Origin of the sequence: Phyllobacterium calauticae (genome assembly GCF_019991125.1) — a bacterium.
GTDB lineage: Bacteria > Pseudomonadota > Alphaproteobacteria > Rhizobiales > Rhizobiaceae > Phyllobacterium > Phyllobacterium calauticae.
The window spans coordinates 85,142-107,947 of the sequence record NZ_JAGENB010000006.1 but is presented as its reverse complement, the minus strand read 5'-3'; the positions used below and the strand labels follow the sequence as shown (position 1 = coordinate 107,947).

Here is a 22,806-nt window from a genome sequence, read left to right as displayed (position 1 = left end):
GGTTTCCTGACGTTGCCGGCAGGATGAAAGTCGCCTCGCTGCCTCTGATTAAACTAGGTATTCCACCCGGCGATACAAGAGGCAGCGCGGCATGACCGCCGTGTTTCAGACAGAGCGCGGATCAAAGCCCTCGAACGTGATCTGATCCACATGCGCATCGCTCGTGGCCTTGTCAGCGGGGCTGCGCACCGTCCACGAAATGACCGGCAGGCCGAGCCTGCCCTTCACGAAGCCGACAAAGCGGTTTTCCAGATGATGGACATTGTAGGAGACGAAATCGATGTTATGGGCGAGCATGGCGAAATGCGCCTCCAGAGCGCTGTCATCAAGACCCTCCGCCGTGAGCCCGGCCGGAATCCCCGGAGCATCCCTGCCGAACAGCCGGATGAGGTGATGGTCGAACGACATGATGGCGGCATTGCCCTCATACCCGGCCAGATCCCCGGCGACCGCCTTGACGAGGCCGTCATCGCGACCGGGAATGCCCTTGAGTTCAACGACGATCGGCACGCGGCCGGCAATGAGCTTGAGCGCTTCTGCGAGTGTCGGCACATGGTCCTTTGTGCCGCCGACCCGCAACGCGGCGGCGTCGGCCACCGTGACATCATGAATGTTGCCGGGCTTTGCAACCAGACGATCCAGCGTGCCGTCGTGAAACACCAGAGCCCTGCCATCGGCAGAGAGGTGCACATCGCATTCGATGGCAAAGCCGGCACTTGCCGCCGCATCAAAGGCTGAAAGCGTATTCTCCCAGCGGGATTTGTTGAGATCATGCAATCCGCGATGGGCAATGGGCGTCTTTGTCAGCCATTCCAGTGATGCCATGATCAGCGGACCTCGATGATCGCTTCGATTTCAACCGGCGCATTCAACGGCAGCGCCGCTGTACCCACGGCGGAACGGGCGTGGCGGCCCTTGTCGCCCAGCACGGCCACGAGCAGGTCGGATGCGCCATTGGCGACGAGGTGCTGTTCGGTGAAATCCTTGGAGGAGGCGACAAACACCGTGATTTTCACGATACGCTCGATCTTCTCGAGATCGCCGAGCGCGGCCTTTGCCTGGGCAAGGATATTGATGGCGCAGGCCTTTGCCGCTTCCTGGCCCTGCGCCAGATCGACATCAATACCGAGCAAACCGGTATGGACCAGCTTGCCCCCGGCCAGCGGCAATTGCCCCGAGGTGAGAAGCAGCGAGCCGCTGCGTGCGAAGGGCACATAGTTTGCGGCCGGAGCGGCGGCAACGGGCAGGGTAATTCCAAGGTCGTTTAGACGGCTGTCGATGGTGCTGGTCATTGGGTTTCTCATCCTTCTCATGCGGAATCGCAAGTGATTGTGAATGAAGTTGCGATTTTTGCCTCGCTTCCGCCAAGAGTTTTTTTAATATGGCCATTCGAAAACTGGAGAATCTTGTCAATGCGTCTATTCCCCGTCCTCGTTTTCAGCCTGAGTGCCCTTGGTCTTTCCGGATCGTCGATGGCACTTGCCGCTGGAACAGCGACTCTCGTACCACACCGCGCCATTTATGATCTCAAGCTGGATAACGCGCAGGAAAGCAGTGGTATCACGGGGCTGACAGGCCGCATGGTATACGAATTCAATGGTTCGGATTGTGAAGGTTACACGACAAATTTTCGCTTTGTGACGCGCGTCGACATGGAAGAACAGCCTCAAAGGGTGACCGACCAGCAGACCACCACGTTCGAGTCCGGTGACGGCGCCAAATTCCGTTTCGTCAACAAGACATTTGTCGACCAGAGCCTGACCAAGGAAGTGCGCGGCGATGCGCTTCTGGACAAGGACAAGACGGAAATCTCCCTTACCAAGCCGGAAGCGAACAAGGAAAATCTCGAACTTTCACAGTTCCCGACACGTCACATGCAGGAACTGATCGAGAAGGCGATCGCCGGGGATGTGTTCTACCAGACAAAGCTGTTCGACGGCTCCGAGGATGCCGACAAGGTCATGGCGACGACGGTGGTCATCGGCAAGCCCGCTTCCGGTGATTCCGATGACGAGACGAAGAAGATGGGCGCGCTCGAGAAGGAAAACACCTGGCCGGTTTCCATCGCCTATTTTGACGATACGGACAAATCGGAAGGGCTGCCGAGCTACCGCATCAATTTCAAACTCTATCGCAATGGCGTGACCCGTGATCTCAAGATGGATTACGGCGATTTCTCCATGACCGGCAAGCTCGTCAATCTGGAGCTTTTCGACGCGCCGAAGTGCACGAAGTAGGCTTATGCTGCCTGACTTATCTCCAGCCGGACGGTGAGTCCGGCATCTCGGGCGATATTGATCAGTGTATCCAGGCTGAAATGCGTGATCCGGCCGCGCAGAAGATCATTCAGGCGCGGCTGCGTTAATCCGAGACGCTGCGCGGCCTCGACTTGCGTGAGCTTCCAGCTTTTCACCTGCTGCTCGATCGCAATCATCAGGCTGGATCGCATGGACATGTTGGCGGCTTCCGCGGAATTGCGTTCCAAGGCATCCCATACACTTGAGAAACTCTCTCGCTTCATCATTTTATCTCCAGAAGTCTTTGTAGCCGTAGGGCAGCTATGTTCAGGTCTTTGCTTGCTGTTTTCTGCGTCTTCTTCTGAAATGCATGCAAAACATAAACGACGTCCGCCAAGGCGGAGATATAGATAACCCTGAAAGCCCCCTGGCTATCCCGCACACGTATTTCACGTACGCCACTTCCGATGGCAGGCATCGGACGCCAATCGGTTGGAGACAGGCCAAGTTGTAACTTGTGCAGTTGAACGCCAATCTCCTTGCGTATGGCCTCGGGGAAATCCCGGAGTGAAGCGAGTGAATTGCCGGCAAACTCCACACGTTTCATATTGATTGTCCATTATATCAGTTTTTGTATAAAGCGCACAAGAGTATAGCGGGCGGCCCGTAAGACGGACATTGAACGATGGTCGTAAGAGGGCTGGTGGAACCAAATGAAGCGAAAATCAGCCATGGCTCTTGCGTTTGCCGGTAATATCCATTAACAGCCGCTTCATTCCACACACGGGATTTGGGTTGATATCGGGAGAAATCCGATATGGCCTCCGGTGGCGGGTTTCCCGCCTCTTTCCTGTGGAGGTTAAACCGGAAAAGGAAAACTAAGAGATGGCATTGCCTGATTTCAGCATGCGTCAGCTCCTCGAAGCTGGCGTTCACTTCGGCCACCAGACACATCGCTGGAACCCGAAAATGGCACCATACATTTATGGTGACCGCAACAACATTCACATTCTCGATCTGGCCCAGACTGTTCCGCTGCTTCACCGCGCGCTGCAGAAGGTTTCCGACACCGTAGCCCGTGGTGGCCGCGTTCTGTTCGTCGGCACCAAGCGCCAGGCTTCGGACATCATTGCCGATGCGGCAACCCGTTCGGCCCAGTATTACGTCAATGCCCGCTGGCTCGGCGGCATGATGACCAACTGGAAGACGATCTCGAACTCCATTCAGCGTCTGCGCAAGCTGGACGAACTTCTTTCCGGCGAAGCACAGGGCTTCACCAAGAAGGAACGCCTGAACCTCGATCGTGAACGCGAAAAACTCAACCGCGCCCTCGGCGGTATCAAGAACATGGGTTCGATCCCGGACTTGATCTTCATCATCGATACCAACAAGGAAGCGATTGCCATTCAGGAAGCCAAGCGTCTCGGCATTCCGGTTGTAGCCGTTATCGACTCCAACTGCGATCCGGACCAGATCGACTTCCCGATCCCCGGCAACGACGACGCGTCGCGCGCCATTTCGCTCTATTGCGATCTGATTGCCAAGGCTGCCCTCGATGGCATCCTGCGTCAGCAGGGCTCGCTCGGCATCGATATCGGCGCCCAGGACGAAGCGCCTGTCGAGCCAGCGCTCGAAGAGCCGGCACCGGCTCCTGCACAGGACGGTGAAGCCTCCGCTTGAGGCTTCATATACCCGTCGTAACGGGTGACTAAAAACAATTGTATTGGCGCATGACGCGCCGCAAAGTTGGCATGCTGGTTTCCCCAGTATGCCTTCGCTTTGAGAAGAGGCGACATAATGAGCATTTCTGCATCACAGGTAAAAGAACTCCGCGAAATCAGCGGTGCCGGCATGATGGACTGCAAGGCAGCCCTGACCGAAACCAATGGCGACATGGAAGCTGCGATTGACTGGCTGCGTGCCAAGGGCATTTCCAAGGCCGACAAGAAGGCCGGCCGTACGGCTGCCGAAGGTCTCGTTGGCGTTGCAACCAACGGCAAGAAGTCGGTTATCGTTGAAGTCAACTCCGAAACGGACTTCGTTGCGCGCAACGATGCGTTCCAGGACATCGTTCGCAACGTTGCGACGGTCGCTCTTGGTAGCGATGGTTCCACGGCTGCCGTTGCTGCTGCGACCTATCCGGCAACCGGCAAGTCCGTTGTCGACACCATCAAGGATGCGGTTGGCACAATCGGCGAAAACCTGTCTTTCCGCCGTTCTGCAGCGCTCAGCGTTGGTGAAGGCGTTGTTGCAACCTACATTCACAATGCTGTTTCCGACGGTCTCGGCAAGCTCGGTGTTCTCGTTGCCATTGAAACCGCCGGCAATGCCGACGCTGCCAATGCATTCGGCCGCCAGGTGGCCATGCACGTTGCGGCAACCAACCCGCTGGCTTTGACCGCCGCTGAAGTCGATCCGGCTGCCGTTGAGCGTGAAAAGGCGGTTTTCACCGAATCTGCACGCCAGTCCGGCAAGCCAGACAACATCATCGAAAAGATGGTCGAAGGCCGTCTGCGCAAGTTCTATGAGGAAGTTGTTCTTCTCTCGCAGGCTTTCGTCATCAATCCTGACCTGACTGTCGAAGCCGCTCTGAAAGATGCGGAAAAGGCAATCGGCGCACCGGCCAAGATCACGGCATTTGCCCGTTTTGCTCTGGGCGAGGGCATCGAGAAGGAAGAGACCGATTTCGCAGCGGAAGTTGCAGCAGCTGTGAAGAAGTAATTTCACAACTGACGAAATCAGAGGGCATCGCGTGACAACGCGGTGCCCTTGGTGTATCCGGGCTTCGAATATCTGAAATGCACGACTCTGCGGGAGGTCTTATGGTTGGTACGGCTGTCTATAAACGCGTTCTACTGAAAGCCTCCGGTGAAGCCCTCATGGGCGATCAGGGTTTCGGTATCGACGTTGCGGTTGCCGACCGTATTGCCAGTGATATTGCCGAAGCGCGGGCGCTCGGCGTTGAAGTCGGGGTGGTGATTGGCGGCGGCAATATCTTTCGCGGCGTCGCTGTCGCGTCCAAGGGCGGCGACCGGGTCACCGGCGACCACATGGGCATGCTTGCCACGGTGATCAATTCACTGGCCTTGCGCACCTCCCTCGTCAAAATTGGCATAGACACCGTCGTCCTTTCCGCCATTGCCATGCCTGAATTGTGCGAGACGTTCTCGCAGAGACAGGCGACAGCCTATATGGACATGGGGAAGGTCGTGATTTTTGCCGGCGGCACGGGCAATCCATTCTTTACGACAGATTCGGCCGCAGCGTTGCGCGCAGCCGAAGTGGGTGCCGATGCCCTGTTCAAGGGCACGCAGGTTGACGGCGTTTACACCGCTGACCCTAAAAAGGACCCCAGCGCCGTCCGCTTTGAGCGACTTACCCACAAGGAGATGCTCGATCGCGGCCTTACGGTGATGGATACAACAGCCGTGGCCCTTGCGCGCGAGAACAATATCCCAATAATTGTCTATTCAATCCACGAAAAGGGTGGTTTTGCCGAAATTCTGCAGGGCAGAGGACGCGCGACAATCGTTTCCGACGATTGACCCGCCAACCTCGCAGGGGCTGACCAGAATAACGGAAAGAATATAGGAGCGTTGAATATGAGTGATGCACTCGATTTGAATGACCTGAAGCGCCGTATGGATGGTGCCGTGCAGGCATTGAAACATGACCTCAATGGCCTGCGGACAGGCCGTGCATCGGCGAGTTTGCTGGAGCCGATCACCGTCGAGGCCTATGGCTCGCATATGCCGCTGAACCAGGTCGCCAACATCACCGTGCCCGAATCACGCATGCTTGCCGTCTCGGTCTGGGACAAGTCGATGGTTGGCAAGGTCGAGCGTGCCATTCGCGAGTCTGGTCTCGGCCTCAATCCGATCACCGACGGCAACAATCTGCGCATTCCCTTGCCGGAACTCAATGAGCAGCGCCGCAAGGAACTCGTCAAGATTGCCCATCAGTATGTGGAGCAGGCGAAAGTTGCAGCCCGCCATGTGCGCCGCGACGGCATGGACGAGTTGAAAAAGCTCGAAAAGGATGGCGCGATCAGTCAGGATGACAACCGCGTTCTTTCCGAAAAAGTACAGAAGCTGACGGACGAGACCATTGCCGAAATGGATAGGGTTGTTGCAGTCAAGCAGACGGAAATCATGCAGGTTTAGTCTGTTTTTAGCCCGTTAATACCACCGGAGGTTGAATGCCATGTCCAATCCGCGCCACATTGCCATCATCATGGATGGAAATGGCCGTTGGGCAAAAGCACGTGGCCTGCCACGCACCGCCGGTCACAAGGCGGGCGTCGACGCGCTGCGCGAGACCATTCGCGCCGCCGGCAAAATGGGCATTCCATACCTGACCCTGTTTGCGTTCTCATCGGAAAACTGGTCGCGCCCGCGATCCGAAGTGTCGGACCTGATGGGCCTGCTCAAGCTGTTCATCCGGCGCGATCTGGCTGATCTGCATCGCGAGAATGTGCGCGTGCGCATTATCGGTGAGCGGGAAGGCCTGGCGAAGGATATTCGCGCCCTCCTGACCGAAGCGGAAAGCCTGACCGAGAAGAACACGGCACTGACGCTGATCATTGCCTTCAACTACGGTTCGCGCAATGAAATCACCCGCGCGGTGAAGGCGCTGCTGTCCGACGTGGCGGCGGGTGTCCTGACGCAGGACGAGGTGACCGCCGAGGCTATCACCGAGCGGCTCGATACGGCGGGCATTCCGGATCCTGACCTGATCATTCGCACCAGCGGCGAGATGCGGCTGTCGAACTTCCTGCTCTGGCAGGCGGCCTATTCGGAATTCATGTTCCTGCCGTGCTACTGGCCGGATTTCAAATCCACCCACCTGGCGGAAGCGATCGAAACCTTCCATATGCGCGAGCGGCGCTTTGGCGGCGTCAATCAGCAGGAAATAGCTCTGTGACGGCTTCGGGGCCATCCGCACCGGACAAGGGCTCCGGCCGTCTCAGCAATCTGCATAAACGAACCCTCAGTGCCGTTGTCATGATTGCAATCGCCGTCGCCCTGACCTGGGTTGGCGGCGTGCCATTTGCGCTCATGGCCAGTGCCATCGGTTTGGGTGTCTTCTATGAATGGCATGCCATAACGCTCGATCGTTCCAGTCCGCTGACCCGCGGCGTTGCCTGGGCCTGCCTGATCGTGGTGCTTGGACTTTTGCTGCTGTCGCACAACGGATTGTTGATCATTGCCATATTGCTGGCAGGAGCCGCGCTGACAGCCTTGCTGGGCGGACGGCAATCCGGTTTGTGGCCGGCGATCGGTCTGCTCTATGCCGGATTTCCGGCCATCGCGCTGACATTCGTGCGCGGCGATACGGGAGATGGCTTTGCCGCCGTTCTGTTCCTGTTTGCCGTCGTCTGGTCGACCGATATCTTCGCCTATTTCAACGGGCGGGCACTGGGCGGGCCAAAACTGGCGCCGCGTTTCTCGCCGAATAAAACCTGGTCTGGGGCCATTGGCGGCGCTGCTGCCGGCGTGGCTGCCGGTGTGGCCTGCGCAGCCTTCATTACCCCGGCCGGCGGCGTGCCCATTCCGCTCATCGCCTTCGTGCTGTCGGTGACCGCGCAGATCGGCGATCTCGGCGAATCATGGGTCAAACGGAAATTCGGCGTCAAGGATTCGGGATACATGATCCCCGGTCACGGTGGCGTGATGGACCGGGTGGATGGACTTGTAGCCGCAGCGGCATTGCTGTACCTCATCGGGGCAATTCTGGTGAAGCCGGAAACGCCTTACGACATTCTTTTCTAGCAGGCTGAGCTTAGGTGACCCTCTGACGGGGTTGGGCAAGGCCCGGAGGACACTTTGACGGATACGCTGAGCTATATCTTCGGCACGCACGGTTTGCTTATCGGTACGATTTTACCCTTTCTGATTGTACTCACGGTTGTCGTCTTCGTTCACGAGATGGGGCACTATCTCGTGGGACGGTGGTGCGGCATCGGCGTCATGGCCTTTTCGATCGGTTTCGGGCCTGAATTGTTCGGGTTCAACGACCGCAGCGGCACCCGCTGGAAATTGTCGGCGATTCCCCTGGGCGGTTATGTGAAGTTCGCCGGCGACGAGAGCGTGGCCAGTTCGCCGATCGGCTTGTCTGAAAACATGACCGCCGAGGAGCGCGCCGTTGCTTTCCACACCCAACCCGTGTGGAAGCGCGCGGCGACGGTCTTTGCCGGCCCGGCGTTCAATATTCTGCTGACGGTTGCGATCTTTTCCGTCTTCTTTGCGCTCTATGGCCGCATGGTGGCAGACCCCGTGGTTGCGGAAGTGCGTCCGGGCGGCCCCGCTGCCGTGGCCGGATTTCTGCCGGGCGACCGCTTCATCAGCGTGGACGGGGACAAGGTCGAAACCTTTGCCGATGTTCAGCGGCATGTTTCGGCACGTGCGGGCGATTCCCTGAAATTTGTCGTCGAGCGCAAGGGGCAGGAGGTCAGCCTGACCGCCACTCCGGAGCTTGCCGAACAGAAGGACGCCTTGGGCAATCCGGTGAAAATCGCCGTGATCGGTGTGGTGAACAATCAGGAGTTCGGCAACTTTCGGCGGGTGACCTACAACCCCATCGAATCAGTCGGCCAGGCGGTGCGTGAAAGCGGTTTCATTATTGCCCGGACGGGCCAGTTTTTCAGCCGTTTCTTTGCGGGCAGGGAAGACAAGTGCCAGCTGGGCGGGCCGGTCAAAATTGCCACGATGGCAGGCAAGGCCGCCAGTCAGGGGATCGACTGGCTGATTCAGCTGACCGCCATGCTGTCGATCGGCATCGGTTTGCTCAATCTTTTCCCGTTGCCGCCCCTGGATGGCGGACATTTGATCTTTTATGCCGTGGAAGCGGTCATCCGCAGGCCGGTAAAGCCGGCCGTTCAGGAGATTTTCTTCCGGATTGGCTTCCTTCTGGTGCTGGGATTCATGGGTTTTGTTGTGTTTAATGATCTTTTCGCCTGTCGGTGATGAAAATTAAACATTAGTGAAAATTAGAGGGGTGGGGTGGAAAAGCGTTATGATCTGTTTACTATAAGCCGTGAATGGCGTGGCAGGGATGCCACGCTTTCGTGTGAAGTAAATAGATTTTAACCGTAAGCCTTGCGTGTATGTAAAAACCGGCTATGACGGTGTGCGAGTAATTGCTTAGTCCGGGATCTCGCCCGGGGACAACGAGAAACAAAGGTTTAGTAGGCCTATGGCGGCAAGTTCAAAATTCGTTGGTGCAGCGTCGGCGCTCGCCATTTCAGCGGCTCTGGTAAGTTCGGGAGCGATCGTTACGACGGTTGCGGGGATTACAGCAGCACAGGCAGCAACCGTCAGCCGCATTGAAGTGCGCGGGAATACCCGTGTGGATGCCCAAACGGTCAAGGACAATCTCGGCATCACGCCAGGCAAGCCTTTCTCCAACAATGATATTGATGCTGCCACCAAGCGCCTGTTCAACACGGGTCTGTTCGGCGATGTGCGCATCACCCAGTCCGGCGGTGCGTTGATCGTCACCGTGTCCGAGCATCAGGTCGTCAATCAGGTCATTTTCCGCGGCAACAAGAAGATCAAGGACGCGCAGCTGTCCGGTGCCGTGCAGTCGAAGTCGCGCAGCGCCTTCAGCCAGCAGACGCTCGACGCCGATACCGAGGCTGTCCGCGCCGCTTATCGCAACATCGGCCGCAGCGATGCTACGGTAAGTTCGCGCATCATGGATCTCGGTCAGGGTCGCGTCAACGTTGTCTTCGACATCAACGAAGGTGACCGCACCAAGATCGCCAACATCGTGTTTGTCGGCAATAACGCCTTTGGTGAGCGCCGCCTGCGCGACGTGATTTCGACCAAGCGTTCCAACCCGTTGTCCTGGCTGACGCGCAATGACGTGTACAGCGAAGATCGCATGCGGGCGGACGAAGAGTTGCTGCGCCGCTTCTATTACAACCGCGGTTATGCGGATTTCCGCGTCGTCTCGTCGACGGCCAATCTCGATGCTGCCACCAACGAATACACGATCACCGTTACGGTTGAAGAGGGTGAGAAGTACAAGTTCGGCGGCGTAGAAATCCAGAGCTCGGTCGAGGGTGTCGATACATCCAAGCTGGGTGGTCTCGTGCAGACATCCGAAGGCGATACGTACAACGCCAAGGAAGTCGAAGACTCCATCATCAAGCTGTCCGAAAAGGTGGCTGGCCAGGGTTATGCCTTTGCCAAGGTGGAACCGCGCGGCGACCGCAACTTCGAGAACCACACGATTTCGGTCGTCTACAACATCGATCAGGGCCCGCGCGCCTATCTCGAGCGCATTGAAATCCGCGGCAACGAGAAGACACGTGACTACGTCATCCGCCGTGAATTCGATGTGAGCGAAGGCGATGCGTTCAATCAGGTTCTGATCCAGCGCGCCAAGAAGCGCCTGGAGAGGCTTGAATTCTTCCAGACCGTCAATATCTCGACCGCTCCCGGCTCGCAGCCTGACCAGGTTGTTCTGGTTGTGGACGTTGTCGAGAAGTCGACCGGTGAATTCTCCATCGGTGGTGGTTATACGACCGGTGGTGAAAGCCCCGGACCGACAGTCGAAGGCTCGATCACCGAGCGCAACTTCCTTGGTCGCGGCCAGTATATCCGTATTGCTGCCGGTGGCGGTCTGAACAACAACCGTACATACTCGCTGTCCTTCACCGAGCCTTACTTCCTCGGTCAGCGTATTTCGGCTGGTTTCGATCTGTTCAAGCGCCAGTCCGGCGTCAATGACAAGTATCAGACCGATTTGACCGGCGGTACAATCCGTTTTGGTCTGCCGATCACCGAAACACTGACGGCGGGTGTTGCTTACAACCTGTCGCAGGAAAAATACACGATCGAAGACGCTGCGAAGATCCCGGGAACGGACATTCCCGATCCGTCGCAGATTTCGCAGGCGTTCATTGATGCGGCAAATCGCGGTACATGGATCAAGTCGTCGGTCAGCTGGTCGCTTGTCTACAATACCATCGACGATACGAAAAACCCGCATGATGGTCTCTATGCCAAGTTCAACCAGGAATATGCTGGTGTCGGCGGCGATGCCAACTACCTGAAGACAACGTTCAAGGGCAGCTACTACAAGACGCTTTCCCAGGAAATGGACATTGTCGGCCTCGTCGGTGTCGGCGCTGGCTACATCAAGGGATTTGGCGACGATCTGCGCGTGTTTGACACGTTCAAGAACAATCAGGAAATGATTCGCGGCTTCAAATATGCCGGTATCGGTCCACGCGACTTGAGCGTGGCAGATGCCAAGGGCAGCTTCCTGGGTGGTAATACCTACTTCAATGCCACCGTGGAAACGCAGTTCCCGCTGCCGATCGTTCCTGAGAGCCTGGGTATTCGTGGCGCCCTGTTTGCCGACGCTGCTACATTGTATGGCAATGATCTCAAGCAGGCATCGAACACCAGCATGGAATGGCGCGCATCCGCGGGTGTAAGTATCATGTGGGCATCGCCGTTCGGTCCGCTGCGCTTCGACTACGCTTTCCCCGTCAAGAAAGTGGATGGCGATCAGGTGCAGAACTTCAACTTCGGCATGTCGAGCAAATTCTGATAGATTGCTGACCTCCCGGGGGAGCATATTTCCCCGGGGGAGAAAGTTAGTCGATGGCCGATCCGATCTTTTATGAGCCACTGCTGAACGTGACTGTTGGTCAGATCGCCGATCTGACCAATGGCGTTCTTGTGGACAGTTCTCTGGCCAACCGGCCGGTCGCGCGTCTCGCATCCCTGGCTGATGCCGGTCCCGATGCGCTTGTGTTCATCGATGGCAAGAAGAACGCGCAAAATCTCGAAGGTTTGAAAGCCGCCGGCGTTCTGTGCACGGACGAAGTCAAAGCGAGCGTGCCCAAGACCGTTGCCGTTATCGTCAGCCGCCATCCGCAGCAGGATTTCGCCGCCATTGGCCGCGCGCTTTATCCGCGGGCGGTGAATGCGCATCTCTGGAGCGGCGAAGAGACGGGTGTTTCACCCCACGCCATTATTGATCCAACCGCCGAAATAGAAGACGGCGTGACGATCGAGCCCGGTGTCATCATCGGCAAGCGCGTTTCCATCGGTGCCGGCACCGTCATTGCCGCCAGCGTGGTCATCGGCAATGGCTGCAAGATCGGCCGCGATTGCTATATCGCACCGAGCTGCTCGGTCCAGTATGCCTTTCTTGGCAATCGTGTGCTGCTGCATCCGGGTGTGCGTATCGGGCAGGATGGCTTTGGTTATGTTCCGGGCAAGGCCGGCCTCGACAAGATGCCCCAGCTTGGCCGCGTCATCATTCAGGACAATGTCGAAATTGGCGCCAACACGACCATTGATCGCGGCGCGCTCGCCGATACGGTGATCGGCGAAGGCACAAAAATCGACAATCTCGTGCAGATTGCCCACAATGTTCGTATTGGACGCCATTGCGTGATTGCTGCGCAATGTGGCATTTCCGGCAGTGTGGTGCTTGGCGACATGACGATGCTGGGTGGCAGCGTCGGCATCAAGGATCACGTCAATATTGGTTCCCGCGTGGAAATCGCCGCAGCAAGCGGTGTGATGAATGATATTCCGGACGGTGAGCGGTGGGCCGGTGCGCCCGCGCAGCCGTTCAAGCAATGGTTCCGTGAAATCGCGAGTGTCCGCGCGATGACCAGAACCAAGAAGGAGAGCAGTTCAGATGAATGAAAATGTACAGGCGAGCAGTCTTGGCGTCGCGGACATCCAGAAGCTTCTGGCAAATCTGCCGCATCGCTATCCCTTTCTGCTGATCGACCGCATCGTCGATATCGATCGCGATGTCTCGGCCACGGGCATCAAGAATGTCAGCATCAACGAGCCGCATTTTGCCGGTCATTTTCCTGAACTGCCGATCATGCCCGGCGTTCTGATCATTGAAGCCATGGCCCAGACCGCCGGTGCTATCGTTCTGTTCCATAATGGCAGCGGCAAGCCGGGCAAGGTGTTCTTCATGACCATCGACAATGCCAAGTTCCGCAAGCCTGTCGTGCCGGGTGATCAGCTCAAGCTGCGCGTGACCAAGCTGAAGCAGCGCGGCAACATCCACAAGTACAGCTGCGTTGCGGAAGTTGACGGCGTGAAGGTTGCCGAAGCTGACGTGGCGGCAATGGTCAGCTTCCCAGAAGAAGACGAGACCGGAGCTTGATGTCCAATTCCAGCATTCATCCCACGTCGATTGTCGAGGCGGGCGCAAAGATTGGTGACAGGGTAAACATCGGGCCATTCTGCCATATCGGACCGGAAGCGGTCATTGGCAATGATGTCACTCTGCTGAGCCATGTCGTCATCATGGGGGCGACCACCCTCGGCGATGGTGCGAAGGTCTATCCGAACGCCATTCTGGGCGGCGATCCGCAGAACACCAAGCACAAGGGTGGGCACACCACGCTTGTCATTGGCCGGAACTGCACGATCCGCGAAGGCGTCACGATGAATCGCGGCACCGATGGCAGCCGGGGTTTGACCACGGTTGGCGACAACTGCATGTTCCTGGCCTATTCGCATGTGGCGCATGATTGCGACATCGGCGACAATGTGACCTTTGCCAATAACGTCATGATCGGCGGCCACGTGTCCGTCGGCAACAATGTCATCATCGGCGGCGGCGCTGCGTTGCATCAGTTTGTGCGGGTTGGCCACCATGCGTTTGTCGGCGGGCTTGCAGCGGTGGCACTGGATGTCATTCCCTATGGCATGGTGATCGGCAATCATGCCTATCTGGGCGGCCTGAACATTGTCGGCATGAAGCGCTCGGGCATGGCCCGTCCGGAGATACACAATCTGCGCCGTGCGGTGCGCATGCTGTTCGACCGCAGCAAGCCGGTCCGTAATCGCGCCAGTGACGTGCGTCTTGCCTTTTCTCAATCGCCGGCGGTTCTCGATCTGGTCGATTTCATCACCGCTGATACCAAACGTGCCTTCTGCACGCCGCCCCTCGGTTCCGGAATCGAGACCAGCGACAGTGACGACAACAGCTAAGACCACGGATGGGACGCAACCGGCGGCCATAACGGGCCGCACGGCGATTGTCGCGGGCAACGGACTCCTGCCCATTTCCATCGCGGAAAGCCTGCAGAAGCAGGGTGCGAACCCTCTGATCATTGCCATCAAGGGCGAGGCATCGCCCGAGATCAATGCGCGCAAGCACGCCGAAATCTCGATCGTCGAGCTGGGCGGCTTGATGAAAATCCTGAAATCGGAAGAGATCAGCAATGTCGTTCTGGCGGGGGGCGTGCGTCACCGGCCGGAATTCTCCGCGGCGCTGCGGCCCGGTAACGGCAATCTCGTCGCGTTGTATCGTTTCATGCGAGCTTTTCGCCTCGGCGATGACGGGTTGCTCAAGGCCGTGATCTCAACCATTGAATCCTACGGTTTCCGGGTTGTCGGTGCGCACGAGATCGTTCCGGATATTCTGGCACCTGAAGTGGGCACCATCACCCGGAAGAAAGCCGATCAGGCAAGCATTGCCGATATGCGGGCCGCGCGCGAGGCGGCCATCATGATCGGCTCGCTCGATATCGGGCAGGCGGCCATTGCCGTCGGCAGCCGCGTGGTGGCGCTGGAGGGCGTGGAGGGCACCGATGCCATGCTGCAGCGGGTGGCCGAATTGCGCGTTGCCAAGCGGATCAACCGCAAGGGCGGTGTGCTGGTGAAATGCGCCAAGCCGCAGCAGGAAGTGCGGGCGGATTTGCCGGCCATCGGCGTAAGTACGGTCGAGAATGCGGTGAAGGCCGGTCTGAAGGGCATTGCCATCGAGGCACGGCGCACGCTGATCCTTGGCTATGCCGAAACAATCGCCGCTGCCAACGAAGCCGGTATTTTCATCGAAACTTTTGCGCAGGAGGCCGAGTGAAAACAGCAGCAAAGCCGCTTCGCCTTGCCATTGTCACCGGCGAAGAGTCCGGCGACCTGCTTGGTGCCGATCTGGTGCAAGCCCTGCGGCGCCAATATCCGGGCGAGGTGACGCTGACCGGTGTCGGCGGCGAGCATCTCTCAGCCCTTGGCCTCAACTCCTTGTTCGACCAGCACGAAATCGCTCTGGTCGGGCTGACGGCCATCGTCACCAAACTGCCGCAGCTCATCCGCCGCATAGCGCAGCTGGCCAAAGCCATCATTGCGGCGAAACCCGATTGCCTCGTGATTATCGACAGTCCGGATTTCACCCATCGCGTCGCGCGCAAGGTACGCGCAGCCGATCCCTCGATCCCGATCATCAACTATATCAGCCCGTCGGTCTGGGCCTGGCGCCCGGAACGCGCCAAGGCGATGCGCGGCTATATCGACCATGTGCTGGCCATTCTGCCGTTCGAGGTGCAGGCATTGCAAGATCTCGACGGCCCGCCCGCCACCTATGTCGGCCACAGGCTGGTGACCCATGCGCCGCTGCTGGCGGCGGCAGAGCGGAACCGGGCGCGGGAAAGCAGTTTCGCTGACAGAACCGAACATAATCTTGTTGTCCTGCCGGGGTCGCGAAGAGCAGAAATATCAAGCCTTTCCAAACCTTTCGGTGAGGCAATTGAACTGCTGGCGGAACGCGGCAACCGCTTCAGGCTGACATTGCCGACGCTTCCCAAAGTCGAACCACTGGTGCGCCAGCTCACTGCTGGCTGGAAAGTCCAGCCAAACATTGTGGTGGGCGAAGCGGAACGCCTGAAAGCCTTCGCCGAAGCCGACGCGGCTCTGGCCGCGTCCGGGACCGTGTCGCTGGAACTCGCACTGGCGCGCATCCCGACGGTGTTGTCATACCGGCCTGACTGGCTGGCGCGCATGTTCATTGCGCCGCGCATCAAGGTCTGGAGTGCGGCCTTGCCCAATATCATCGCCGACAAGCGGGTCGTGCAGGAATATTTCAACCAGTTCGTTCGTCCCGGCCCGCTGGCCCGCGAGATCGAACAACTGCTGAAACCCGGCCATGCCCGGGCGTTGCAGCTCAAGGGGTTCGATGAGATCGCGGCATTGATGCGGACCGAACGGCCGTCCGGCGAGATTGCCGCCGAGAAAGTTCTCGAATACGTGCATCAGAGGGCCTGAGGAACAGGCTTTTGGATATGAAAAAGGCGCCGAATGGCGCCTTTTTTCGTATTCTGGATGATCTTATTTGCGATTGCCGACCGGAACGTAGTCGCGCTGCGTTGCACCGGTGTAAAGCTGGCGCGGGCGGCCGATCTTCTGGTGTGGGTCTTCGATCATTTCCTTCCACTGGGCAATCCAGCCAACCGTACGGGCAACGGCGAACAGCACGGTGAACATGGTGGTGGGGAAGCCGAGCGCCTTCAAGGTGATGCCGGAATAGAAATCGACGTTCGGATAGAGCTTCTTCTCGATGAAATATTCGTCGGTCAGGGCAATGCGCTCCAGTTCCATGGCGACGTCGAGCAGCGGATCGTCCTTGATGCCGAGTTCGGCGAGAACTTCCTTGGTGGTCTGCTGCATGATCTTGGCGCGCGGATCGTAGTTCTTGTAGACGCGGTGGCCAAAGCCCATCAGGCGGAACGGATCGTTCTTGTCCTTGGCGCGGTTGATGAATTCCGGAATGCGGTCAACCGTACCGATTTCGCCGAGCATGTTGAGCGCAGCCTCATTGGCGCCGCCATGGGCAGGGCCCCAGAGGCAGGCAATGCCGGCAGCGATACAGGCGAACGGATTGGCACCGGACGAACCGGCAAGACGCACTGTCGACGTCGAGGCATTCTGCTCGTGATCAGCGTGCAAAATGAAAATCCGGTCCATTGCGCGGGCAAGAACCGGATTGGGGACGTAGTCTTCGCACGGTACGGCAAAGCACATGTGCAGGAAGTTGGTGGCGAAATCGAGATTGTTCTTCGGGTAAACGAAGGGCTGACCGATGTGATACTTGTAAGCCATCGCAGCCAGGGTCGGGATCTTGGCGATCATGCGGATGGATGCAACCATGCGCTGATGCGGATCGGAAATATCGGTCGAGTCGTGATAGAAGGCGGACAGGGCGCCAACGCAGCCGACCATGACCGCCATGGGATGGGCGTCACGGCGGAAGCCGCTGAAGAAGCGCGACATCTGTTCGTGCACCATGGTGTGGTGCGTCACGCGATAGTCGAAATCATGCTTCTGGCTCTTTGTCGGCAGTTCGCCGTAAAGCAGGAGATAGCAGGTTTCGAGGAAGTCGCCCTTTTCGGCGAGTTGTTCGATCGGATAGCCGCGATGCAGCAAAATGCCTTCGTCACCGTCGATATAGGTGATCTGCGACTCGCAGGAGGCTGTGGATGTAAAACCCGGATCGTAGGTGAATGCACCCGTGTTCTTGTAGAGTGTTCCAATGTCCACGACATCAGGTCCGATGGTGCCTTTTTTAATCGGTAACGCAAACTCGTGACCATTCAGATCGATGTTGACGCTATTCTCAGACATTGCCGTTCCTTTCTTGCTTCAGCTCCCGCTGACATCCCGTGTACCAATTCCGAAGTTCGCTGCTTGAGCAGTAGACTCTCGTCGAACTTCGGAAGTGAAAGCACACGAGTTACTTCATATTCCAGTATGCCTTTGAAACAGGATGTTCCTTCCAGGCAGGTTATTTTCTGACCTCTGCGTTCAGCACACTGGCCCAAAGCCTTGACCTCTTTGCAAGGTCTTTATCCTGATTTTCTCAGGCACGACACCGTAGCCGAACGGCACAATGTTGCAATGCAAAAAATGCACCGTCGAGGCTACGGATTAACCTTTTATCCGGTCTTCGATACGCCCCAATGACTCCTCGCGGCCAAGCACCGCCAGCACGTCGAAAACCCCCGGAGATGTTGCTCTTCCCGTCAGCGCGGCGCGCAAGGGCTGGGCGATTTTACCCAGCTTCAGGCCGGTATTTTCCGCATGAACCCGCACCGCCGCATCCAATGCTTCGGGAGTCCAGTCATTGACAGCCGACAGCGCCGGGAGAACACCGGAAAGCACACCCAGGCCCTCTTCATTCAACAGGCCGGCTGCCTTTTCATCCAATGCCAACGGGCGCTGCGCAAACAGGTATTTCGCACTGTCCGCCAGTTCGACCAGCGTCTTGGCACGTTCCTTCAGGCCGGGCATTGCCGCCAGCAATTGCTGACGGGTCCGCTCGTTCAGCCGCGACAGAATGTCCGCGCCGCCTTCGATTTCCGGCAGGATGTCGATCATCGCCTTGACCAGATCTGCATCGGCGGAGAACCGCATATAGTGGCCGTTGATCGCTTCGAGCTTCTGGAAGTCGAAGCGCGATGCGCCGCGATTGATGTCGGAAATCTCGAACCACTCGATCATCTGCGCATCGGACATGATCTCGTCATCGCCATGGCTCCAGCCGAGGCGGACGAGATAGTTGCGCAGGGCGGCGGGCAGATAGCCCATGGCGCGATAGGCTTCGACGCCAAGCGCACCGTGACGCTTCGACAGCTTTGCCCCATCCGCACCGTGGATCAGCGGAATATGACCCATCACCGGGATATCCCAGCCCATCGCATCATAGATGATGGCCTGGCGCGCGGCATTGGTCAGGTGATCGTCACCACGGATGATGTGGGTGACGCCCATGTCATGATCATCGACAACAACCGCGTGCATGTAGGTCGGATTGCCGTCGGAGCGCAGGATGATGAAATCATCGAGATCCTTGTTGGGAAAGCGCACATCGCCCTGTACGAGGTCGCGCACGAGGGTTTCGCCGTCCTGCGGTGCCTTGATGCGGATGACCGGCTTGACGCCCGCAGGGGCTTCCTTCGGATCGCGATCGCGCCAGCGGCCGTCATAGCGTGGCGGGCGGCCCTCGGCGCGGGCTTTTTCGCGCATTTCCTCAAGCTCCGTCGGTGAAGCATAGCAATAATAAGCCTTGCCCTTGGCGACCAGCTCTTCGGCGACTTCCCGGTGACGGGGCGCGCGCTCATATTGCGACACCGCATCACCATCCCAATCGAGGCCCAGCCACTTCAGGCCATCCAGAATGGCCGTGACAGCCGCTTCCGAGGAGCGTTCCCGGTCCGTGTCTTCGATGCGCAGCAGCATCTTGCCGCCCGTATGCTTGGCATAAAGCCAGTTGAACAGGGCCGTGCGGGCACCGCCAATATGGAGGTATCCGGTCGGGGAGGGTGCAAAACGGGTAACAACAGGTGACGACATAAGGACTCCAACAGACGTCTCGGCCATTAGCCTAACATCCAATCGATTTGATCTGGCGTTGATGTAGCATAGGAGCGCTGTCGTGCAAGGGCATTGGCAGAATTGGAGGCAAATGCAGGGGCCCGGCACCAGTACACAAACGAGTGAACGGCAGTTTTTTGATCGTCCGGCGGACGATGAGCCGGGTCTTGCGACCCAAATATCCCAAAATGTTGCCGTCACCCGGCGAGGCGTGAGTCTGTCCGCGGCGCTGCGCCGGCGCATGGGGTTGGGGCAGGATTTGCTCCCGGCCGTTTCCCGGGCATGCGGGCGGGATTATGATCGCGGCAGCCTTTTCCTGTTCGTTCCGGTTTTTGCCGGCAGCGGCGCCATTGTCTATTTCGGCTTGCCCGTGGAACCGCGGCTGAGCGCCATCCTCTTCGGATTGACCGCGCTTGCCGGGTTCAAACTCCTGGCACGCGAGCGGCATCTGATCGGGATGTGCCTTTCCGCCGCAGTGCTGGTTGTCATGGGCATGCTCTGTGCCAAGCTGGAAACGCTGCGTCTGGATACGCCAATGCTCGGCTCCGCCGTCACCACGCGGCTGACCGGCCGCATCGTCGCGATCAACCGCGCCGAGCGGGGCGGCTGGCGCGTGACGATGGACGTGATAGCCACGGAGCGCCCGCAGCTGCGCTACGCCCCGGCAAGGCTGGTTGTATCGGCCCGCGCCCTGCCACCTGAAGCTGCCATAGGCAGCGGGCTGCGCGGTCTGGTGCATCTGCGCCCGCCATCCGGTCCCGTGCGATCGGGCAATTATGACTTTGCCTTCCACAATTACTACAGGGGCATCGGCGGCAGCGGCTTCTTTCTGGGCAAGCCCGAAGCGGCTTCTCTGCCGGAACCGGCTGATTTGACGACCAGAACGCTGTTTGCCGTCGCTGCGATGCGCCAGGCACTCACCGATCGTATCCTCGGTCATATGCCGGGAGAAGCCGGTGCCATCGCCGCATCGCTGATCACCGGCCAGCGTGATGGCATCAGCGAGGCCACCAACAACGCCATGCGGCTGAGCGGCCTGTCGCATATTCTCTCCATTTCGGGATTGCACATGGCGCTCGTGGCCGGGATCGTCATCGGCTCGCTGCGTGCGTGCATGGCCTTCTTTCCGGACTTTGCTGCGCGCTATCCCATCAAGAAATTCTCGGCATGCGCGGCGCTGCTGGCGTCGGCATTCTATCTGCTGCTCTCGGGGATCGACGTGGCGGCCCAGCGCAGCTTTGTCATGCTGGCAGTCATGCTTGTCGCCATGACCGTGGACCGGGCGGCGCTGTCGCTGCGTAATGTTGCCCTGGCCGCCTTGGTAACCATTGCCATCGCGCCGCACGAGGTGATGGGGCCAAGCTTCCAGATGTCCTACTCGGCCACCGCCGCACTGATCGCATTCTACGGCTGGTGGTCGCCGCGCAAGGCCGGCGGGAATGCCCGGCGTGCATCCGGCAACAGCCTGTTGTTGCGGCTGACCGGCAAGATCGGCGATCATATCAGTGAAGTCGCCCTGACATCCCTGGTCGCCGGTTCGGCCAGCGCGATCTTTGCCGCCTATCATTTCAACAATACCGCACCGCTCGGACTGATCGGCAACGCATTTGCCTTGCCCGTGGTCTCGGTTCTGGTCATGCCCTTCGCCGTACTTTCGCTGTTGCTGATGCCGTTCGATCTGGATTTCCTGTCGTTCGCCGTCATGGAGCGTGGCATCGAGCTGGTCGTGTTCATCGCCCATCACGTTGCCGCACTCTCGCCCTCGGGCAATCTCGGTCCGATGCCGCAGCCGAGCCTGATCCTGATGAGCGCGGCACTTGTGATCCTGATATTCCTCTCGTCGTGGTTGCGTCTGTGCAGTCTGCCGCTGTTTGCTGCGGCCGTCTTGATCATGGCGCGCACAGCGCCGGCGGATATCGTCCTGTCCGAGGATGGCCGGCTGGCCGGTGTGCGCAATGGCACGGCATTGATGATCAATCGCCCGCAGGGCGGCGCCTTCACGTTGAACAACTGGCGGCAGGGCTTTGGGCTGGAACAGATCGTCAAACCGGCGGGGATCGGCAAAGAGGCAGCGGAGGGTGTCTTCGAATGCGCCGGCAAGCTCTGTCTGGCGCGAGAACCGGGCGGTCTCATCATTGCCTATACGGATGATCCAGCGCAAAGGAACGCCGCCTGCAGCGAGGGGAATATTGTCGTGCTAAGCTTTGCCGGCGTGGATACCGGTTGCCCCGTTCCCGGCCCGATGGTGATCACGCGCCGTGATCTCGCCTTGAACGGTGCTGCCGAAATCCGGTTCGGCTCCGGCGGGCAAGGGCAGGGTGACGTGACGGATCTATCGAAAGCCGGAGAAGCGCTGGAGCAAAGGGTGCAGTCGGCCCGCCTGACCTGGGCGATCGGTCCGCCGGACCGACCCTGGAACAAGTACCGCATCCATTCCAATGCGGCGCGCAACCGCCCGGAGCGTTCACGCAAGGCCCATGCGATCGAAAGCGTCCCGAACAATGCCGAACGGGACGCGGCGGCCGGTCAGTAACGGCGGATCAGGCCGACGAGCTTGCCCTGCACCCGCACGCGGTCCGGTCCGAAAATCCGCGTTTCATAGGCTGGGTTGGCGGCTTCCAGGGCAATCGAGGCACCCTTGCGGCGGAACCGCTTGAGGGTGGCTTCCTCATCATCGACCAGCGCCACGATGATTTCGCCGGGGCTTGCGGTGTCGCCGCGCTTGATGACAACGGTATCGCCGTCGAAAATGCCTGCTTCGATCATCGAGTCGCCCTTGACCTCAAGCGCGTAATGTTCGCCGCTGCCGATCATGTCTGGCGGAAGGCTCAGCATGTGAGTCTGGTTCTGGATGGCGGAAATCGGCACACCGGCGGCAATCCGGCCCATGACCGGAATGCTGACATTGGCAGGCATGTCCATATCGTTGGAGGCGCGCGGCTGCGGCTTCGGCGGCGCAATATTGCGTCCGAGACTGCCCTCGATGACACTCGGCTCGAACTTTCTCTGGCTGTTGAGGCCGGGTGCGATGGAGTCCGGCAGGCGCAGGACTTCCAGCGCGCGTGCCCTGTTCGCAAGCCGACGAATGAAGCCGCGCTCTTCCAGCGCAGTGATCAGCCGGTGAATGCCGGATTTGGAGGCCAGATCCAGCGCATCCTTCATTTCGTCGAAGGATGGCGGAATGCCCGTCTCCTTCAGACGCTCATGAATGAAGAGAAGAAGTTCATGTTGTTTACGCGTGAGCATCGGCGATCCTTTAGCAGGGAATCGGAAAAACAAAACCAGAACAAACACTATCTGTTCCAGCATTGTTCTACAAGTGCTTAATATTCCGTTGCGGCAATGCTGGAAGCTTGGTTACGAAGCATATGCGGGCAATAATGCGCCCGTTCAGGGCGCTGTTGCGTCGGTTTCCAGTTGGATAT

Annotated in this window: 22 protein-coding genes; 15 read left to right on the top strand and 7 right to left on the bottom strand. The window is 58.6% G+C overall.

Annotation, left to right across the window (positions count from 1 at the left end):
* Positions 1-105: 105 nt before the first annotated feature.
* Together J1W56_RS19920 and J1W56_RS19915 are read right to left on the bottom strand one after the other, a co-directional pair.
* Positions 106-825 (bottom strand): glycerophosphodiester phosphodiesterase, encoded by a 720-nt coding sequence (locus J1W56_RS19920; RefSeq protein WP_223615039.1) that lies wholly within the window; start codon positions 823-825, stop codon positions 106-108.
* A gap of 2 nt (positions 826-827) precedes the next feature.
* Positions 828-1,292: a RidA family protein gene (locus tag J1W56_RS19915; protein ID WP_223615038.1), complete on the bottom strand. Its 465-nt coding sequence runs from the start codon at positions 1,290-1,292 to the stop codon at positions 828-830.
* Positions 1,293-1,412: 120 nt separating this feature from the next.
* Here J1W56_RS19915 and J1W56_RS19910 point away from each other — a divergent pair, with 120 nt between their 5' ends.
* The gene (locus J1W56_RS19910; RefSeq protein ID WP_374042725.1) at positions 1,413-2,237 is read left to right on the top strand and encodes a cell envelope integrity EipB family protein; all 825 of its coding nucleotides are present in this window, start codon (positions 1,413-1,415) and stop codon (positions 2,235-2,237) included.
* A 2-nt stretch (positions 2,238-2,239) separates the two neighbouring features.
* Here J1W56_RS19910 and J1W56_RS19905 read toward each other — a convergent pair whose 3' ends face one another.
* The gene (locus J1W56_RS19905; protein ID WP_223615212.1) at positions 2,240-2,521 is read right to left on the bottom strand and encodes a helix-turn-helix domain-containing protein; all 282 of its coding nucleotides are present in this window, start codon (positions 2,519-2,521) and stop codon (positions 2,240-2,242) included.
* Positions 2,521-2,844, bottom strand: a complete 324-nt coding sequence (locus J1W56_RS19900) for a type II toxin-antitoxin system RelE/ParE family toxin (protein WP_223615037.1) — start codon at positions 2,842-2,844, stop codon at positions 2,521-2,523. Before J1W56_RS19900 ends, J1W56_RS19905 begins: the two co-directional genes overlap by 1 nt.
* Positions 2,845-3,122: 278 nt before the next feature.
* Between J1W56_RS19900 and rpsB the strand changes: the two genes are divergently transcribed.
* The 13 genes from rpsB to lpxB all read left to right on the top strand — a co-directional run bounded on the left by rpsB (position 3,123) and on the right by lpxB (position 16,276).
* Entirely contained in the window at positions 3,123-3,917 is a 795-nt protein-coding gene (gene rpsB, locus J1W56_RS19895; protein WP_223615036.1) for a 30S ribosomal protein S2, read from the top strand.
* 117 nt (positions 3,918-4,034) lie between these two features.
* Positions 4,035-4,958: a translation elongation factor Ts gene (tsf, locus tag J1W56_RS19890; RefSeq protein WP_223615035.1), complete on the top strand. Its 924-nt coding sequence runs from the start codon at positions 4,035-4,037 to the stop codon at positions 4,956-4,958.
* Between the two features lie 101 nt (positions 4,959-5,059).
* Positions 5,060-5,782 carry a UMP kinase gene (gene pyrH, locus J1W56_RS19885; protein WP_105732891.1) on the top strand — a complete coding sequence of 241 codons (723 nt, stop codon included), beginning with the start codon at positions 5,060-5,062 and terminating at the stop codon, positions 5,780-5,782.
* A 57-nt stretch (positions 5,783-5,839) separates the two neighbouring features.
* Positions 5,840-6,400, top strand: a complete 561-nt coding sequence (gene frr / locus J1W56_RS19880; protein ID WP_223615034.1) for a ribosome recycling factor — start codon at positions 5,840-5,842, stop codon at positions 6,398-6,400.
* Positions 6,401-6,440: 40 nt separating this feature from the next.
* Entirely contained in the window at positions 6,441-7,160 is a 720-nt protein-coding gene (locus J1W56_RS19875; protein WP_223615033.1) for an isoprenyl transferase, read from the top strand.
* Positions 7,157-8,008 (top strand): phosphatidate cytidylyltransferase, encoded by an 852-nt coding sequence (locus J1W56_RS19870; protein WP_223615032.1) that lies wholly within the window; start codon positions 7,157-7,159, stop codon positions 8,006-8,008. The genes J1W56_RS19875 and J1W56_RS19870 overlap by 4 nt, the downstream gene beginning before the upstream one ends.
* Before the next feature lie 54 nt (positions 8,009-8,062).
* Complete coding sequence (rseP, locus tag J1W56_RS19865; RefSeq protein WP_223615031.1) at positions 8,063-9,202, top strand: RIP metalloprotease RseP; 1,140 nt, start codon at positions 8,063-8,065, stop codon at positions 9,200-9,202.
* Between the two features lie 229 nt (positions 9,203-9,431).
* Positions 9,432-11,801, top strand: coding sequence for an outer membrane protein assembly factor BamA (bamA, locus tag J1W56_RS19860; protein WP_223615030.1), 2,370 nt, complete (start codon positions 9,432-9,434; stop codon positions 11,799-11,801).
* Positions 11,802-11,854: 53 nt separating this feature from the next.
* Entirely contained in the window at positions 11,855-12,913 is a 1,059-nt protein-coding gene (gene lpxD, locus J1W56_RS19855) for a UDP-3-O-(3-hydroxymyristoyl)glucosamine N-acyltransferase (RefSeq protein ID WP_223615029.1), read from the top strand.
* Positions 12,906-13,391, top strand: coding sequence for a 3-hydroxyacyl-ACP dehydratase FabZ (fabZ, locus tag J1W56_RS19850; protein ID WP_223615028.1), 486 nt, complete (start codon positions 12,906-12,908; stop codon positions 13,389-13,391). The genes lpxD and fabZ overlap by 8 nt, the downstream gene beginning before the upstream one ends.
* Complete coding sequence (gene lpxA / locus J1W56_RS19845; RefSeq protein WP_223615027.1) at positions 13,391-14,224, top strand: acyl-ACP--UDP-N-acetylglucosamine O-acyltransferase; 834 nt, start codon at positions 13,391-13,393, stop codon at positions 14,222-14,224. Before fabZ ends, lpxA begins: the two co-directional genes overlap by 1 nt.
* Positions 14,208-15,098, top strand: coding sequence for an LpxI family protein (locus J1W56_RS19840; protein WP_223615026.1), 891 nt, complete (start codon positions 14,208-14,210; stop codon positions 15,096-15,098). The genes lpxA and J1W56_RS19840 overlap by 17 nt, the downstream gene beginning before the upstream one ends.
* A complete protein-coding gene (gene lpxB, locus J1W56_RS19835; protein ID WP_223615025.1) occupies positions 15,095-16,276 on the top strand; it encodes a lipid-A-disaccharide synthase in 1,182 nt (393 codons plus the stop codon). Before J1W56_RS19840 ends, lpxB begins: the two co-directional genes overlap by 4 nt.
* Before the next feature lie 63 nt (positions 16,277-16,339).
* On the opposite strand, the gene gltA is transcribed toward lpxB, so the two are convergent.
* Positions 16,340-17,632, bottom strand: a complete 1,293-nt coding sequence (gene gltA / locus J1W56_RS19830) for a citrate synthase (protein WP_105732880.1) — start codon at positions 17,630-17,632, stop codon at positions 16,340-16,342.
* A 303-nt stretch (positions 17,633-17,935) separates the two neighbouring features.
* A complete protein-coding gene (gltX, locus tag J1W56_RS19825; RefSeq protein WP_223615024.1) occupies positions 17,936-19,360 on the bottom strand; it encodes a glutamate--tRNA ligase in 1,425 nt (474 codons plus the stop codon).
* Positions 19,361-19,592: 232 nt separating this feature from the next.
* On the opposite strand from gltX, the gene J1W56_RS19820 reads away from it, so the two are divergent.
* Positions 19,593-21,914 (top strand): ComEC/Rec2 family competence protein, encoded by a 2,322-nt coding sequence (locus tag J1W56_RS19820; protein ID WP_223615023.1) that lies wholly within the window; start codon positions 19,593-19,595, stop codon positions 21,912-21,914.
* Here J1W56_RS19820 and lexA read toward each other — a convergent pair.
* Positions 21,908-22,627: a transcriptional repressor LexA gene (gene lexA / locus J1W56_RS19815; RefSeq protein ID WP_223615022.1), complete on the bottom strand. Its 720-nt coding sequence runs from the start codon at positions 22,625-22,627 to the stop codon at positions 21,908-21,910. The two genes, J1W56_RS19820 and lexA, sit on opposite strands and share 7 nt — an antisense overlap.
* Positions 22,628-22,806: the final 179 nt, after the last annotated feature.

Excerpts from the sequence above, each read along its gene's own strand:
- J1W56_RS19920 (WP_223615039.1), bottom strand. The coding sequence starts at position 825 with ATGGCATCACTGGAATGGCTGACAAAGACGCCCATTGCCCATCGCGGA.
- J1W56_RS19915 (WP_223615038.1), bottom strand. The coding sequence starts at position 1,292 with ATGACCAGCACCATCGACAGCCGTCTAAACGACCTTGGAATTACCCTG.
- J1W56_RS19910 (WP_374042725.1), top strand. The coding sequence starts at position 1,413 with ATGCGTCTATTCCCCGTCCTCGTTTTCAGCCTGAGTGCCCTTGGTCTT.
- J1W56_RS19905 (WP_223615212.1), bottom strand. The coding sequence starts at position 2,521 with ATGAAGCGAGAGAGTTTCTCAAGTGTATGGGATGCCTTGGAACGCAAT.
- J1W56_RS19900 (WP_223615037.1), bottom strand. The coding sequence starts at position 2,844 with ATGAAACGTGTGGAGTTTGCCGGCAATTCACTCGCTTCACTCCGGGAT.
- rpsB (WP_223615036.1), top strand. The coding sequence starts at position 3,123 with ATGGCATTGCCTGATTTCAGCATGCGTCAGCTCCTCGAAGCTGGCGTT.
- tsf (WP_223615035.1), top strand. The coding sequence starts at position 4,035 with ATGAGCATTTCTGCATCACAGGTAAAAGAACTCCGCGAAATCAGCGGT.
- pyrH (WP_105732891.1), top strand. The coding sequence starts at position 5,060 with ATGGTTGGTACGGCTGTCTATAAACGCGTTCTACTGAAAGCCTCCGGT.
- frr (WP_223615034.1), top strand. The coding sequence starts at position 5,840 with ATGAGTGATGCACTCGATTTGAATGACCTGAAGCGCCGTATGGATGGT.
- J1W56_RS19875 (WP_223615033.1), top strand. The coding sequence starts at position 6,441 with ATGTCCAATCCGCGCCACATTGCCATCATCATGGATGGAAATGGCCGT.
- bamA (WP_223615030.1), top strand. The coding sequence starts at position 9,432 with ATGGCGGCAAGTTCAAAATTCGTTGGTGCAGCGTCGGCGCTCGCCATT.
- lpxD (WP_223615029.1), top strand. The coding sequence starts at position 11,855 with ATGGCCGATCCGATCTTTTATGAGCCACTGCTGAACGTGACTGTTGGT.
- fabZ (WP_223615028.1), top strand. The coding sequence starts at position 12,906 with ATGAATGAAAATGTACAGGCGAGCAGTCTTGGCGTCGCGGACATCCAG.
- lpxA (WP_223615027.1), top strand. The coding sequence starts at position 13,391 with ATGTCCAATTCCAGCATTCATCCCACGTCGATTGTCGAGGCGGGCGCA.
- gltA (WP_105732880.1), bottom strand. The coding sequence starts at position 17,632 with ATGTCTGAGAATAGCGTCAACATCGATCTGAATGGTCACGAGTTTGCG.
- gltX (WP_223615024.1), bottom strand. The coding sequence starts at position 19,360 with ATGTCGTCACCTGTTGTTACCCGTTTTGCACCCTCCCCGACCGGATAC.
- lexA (WP_223615022.1), bottom strand. The coding sequence starts at position 22,627 with ATGCTCACGCGTAAACAACATGAACTTCTTCTCTTCATTCATGAGCGT.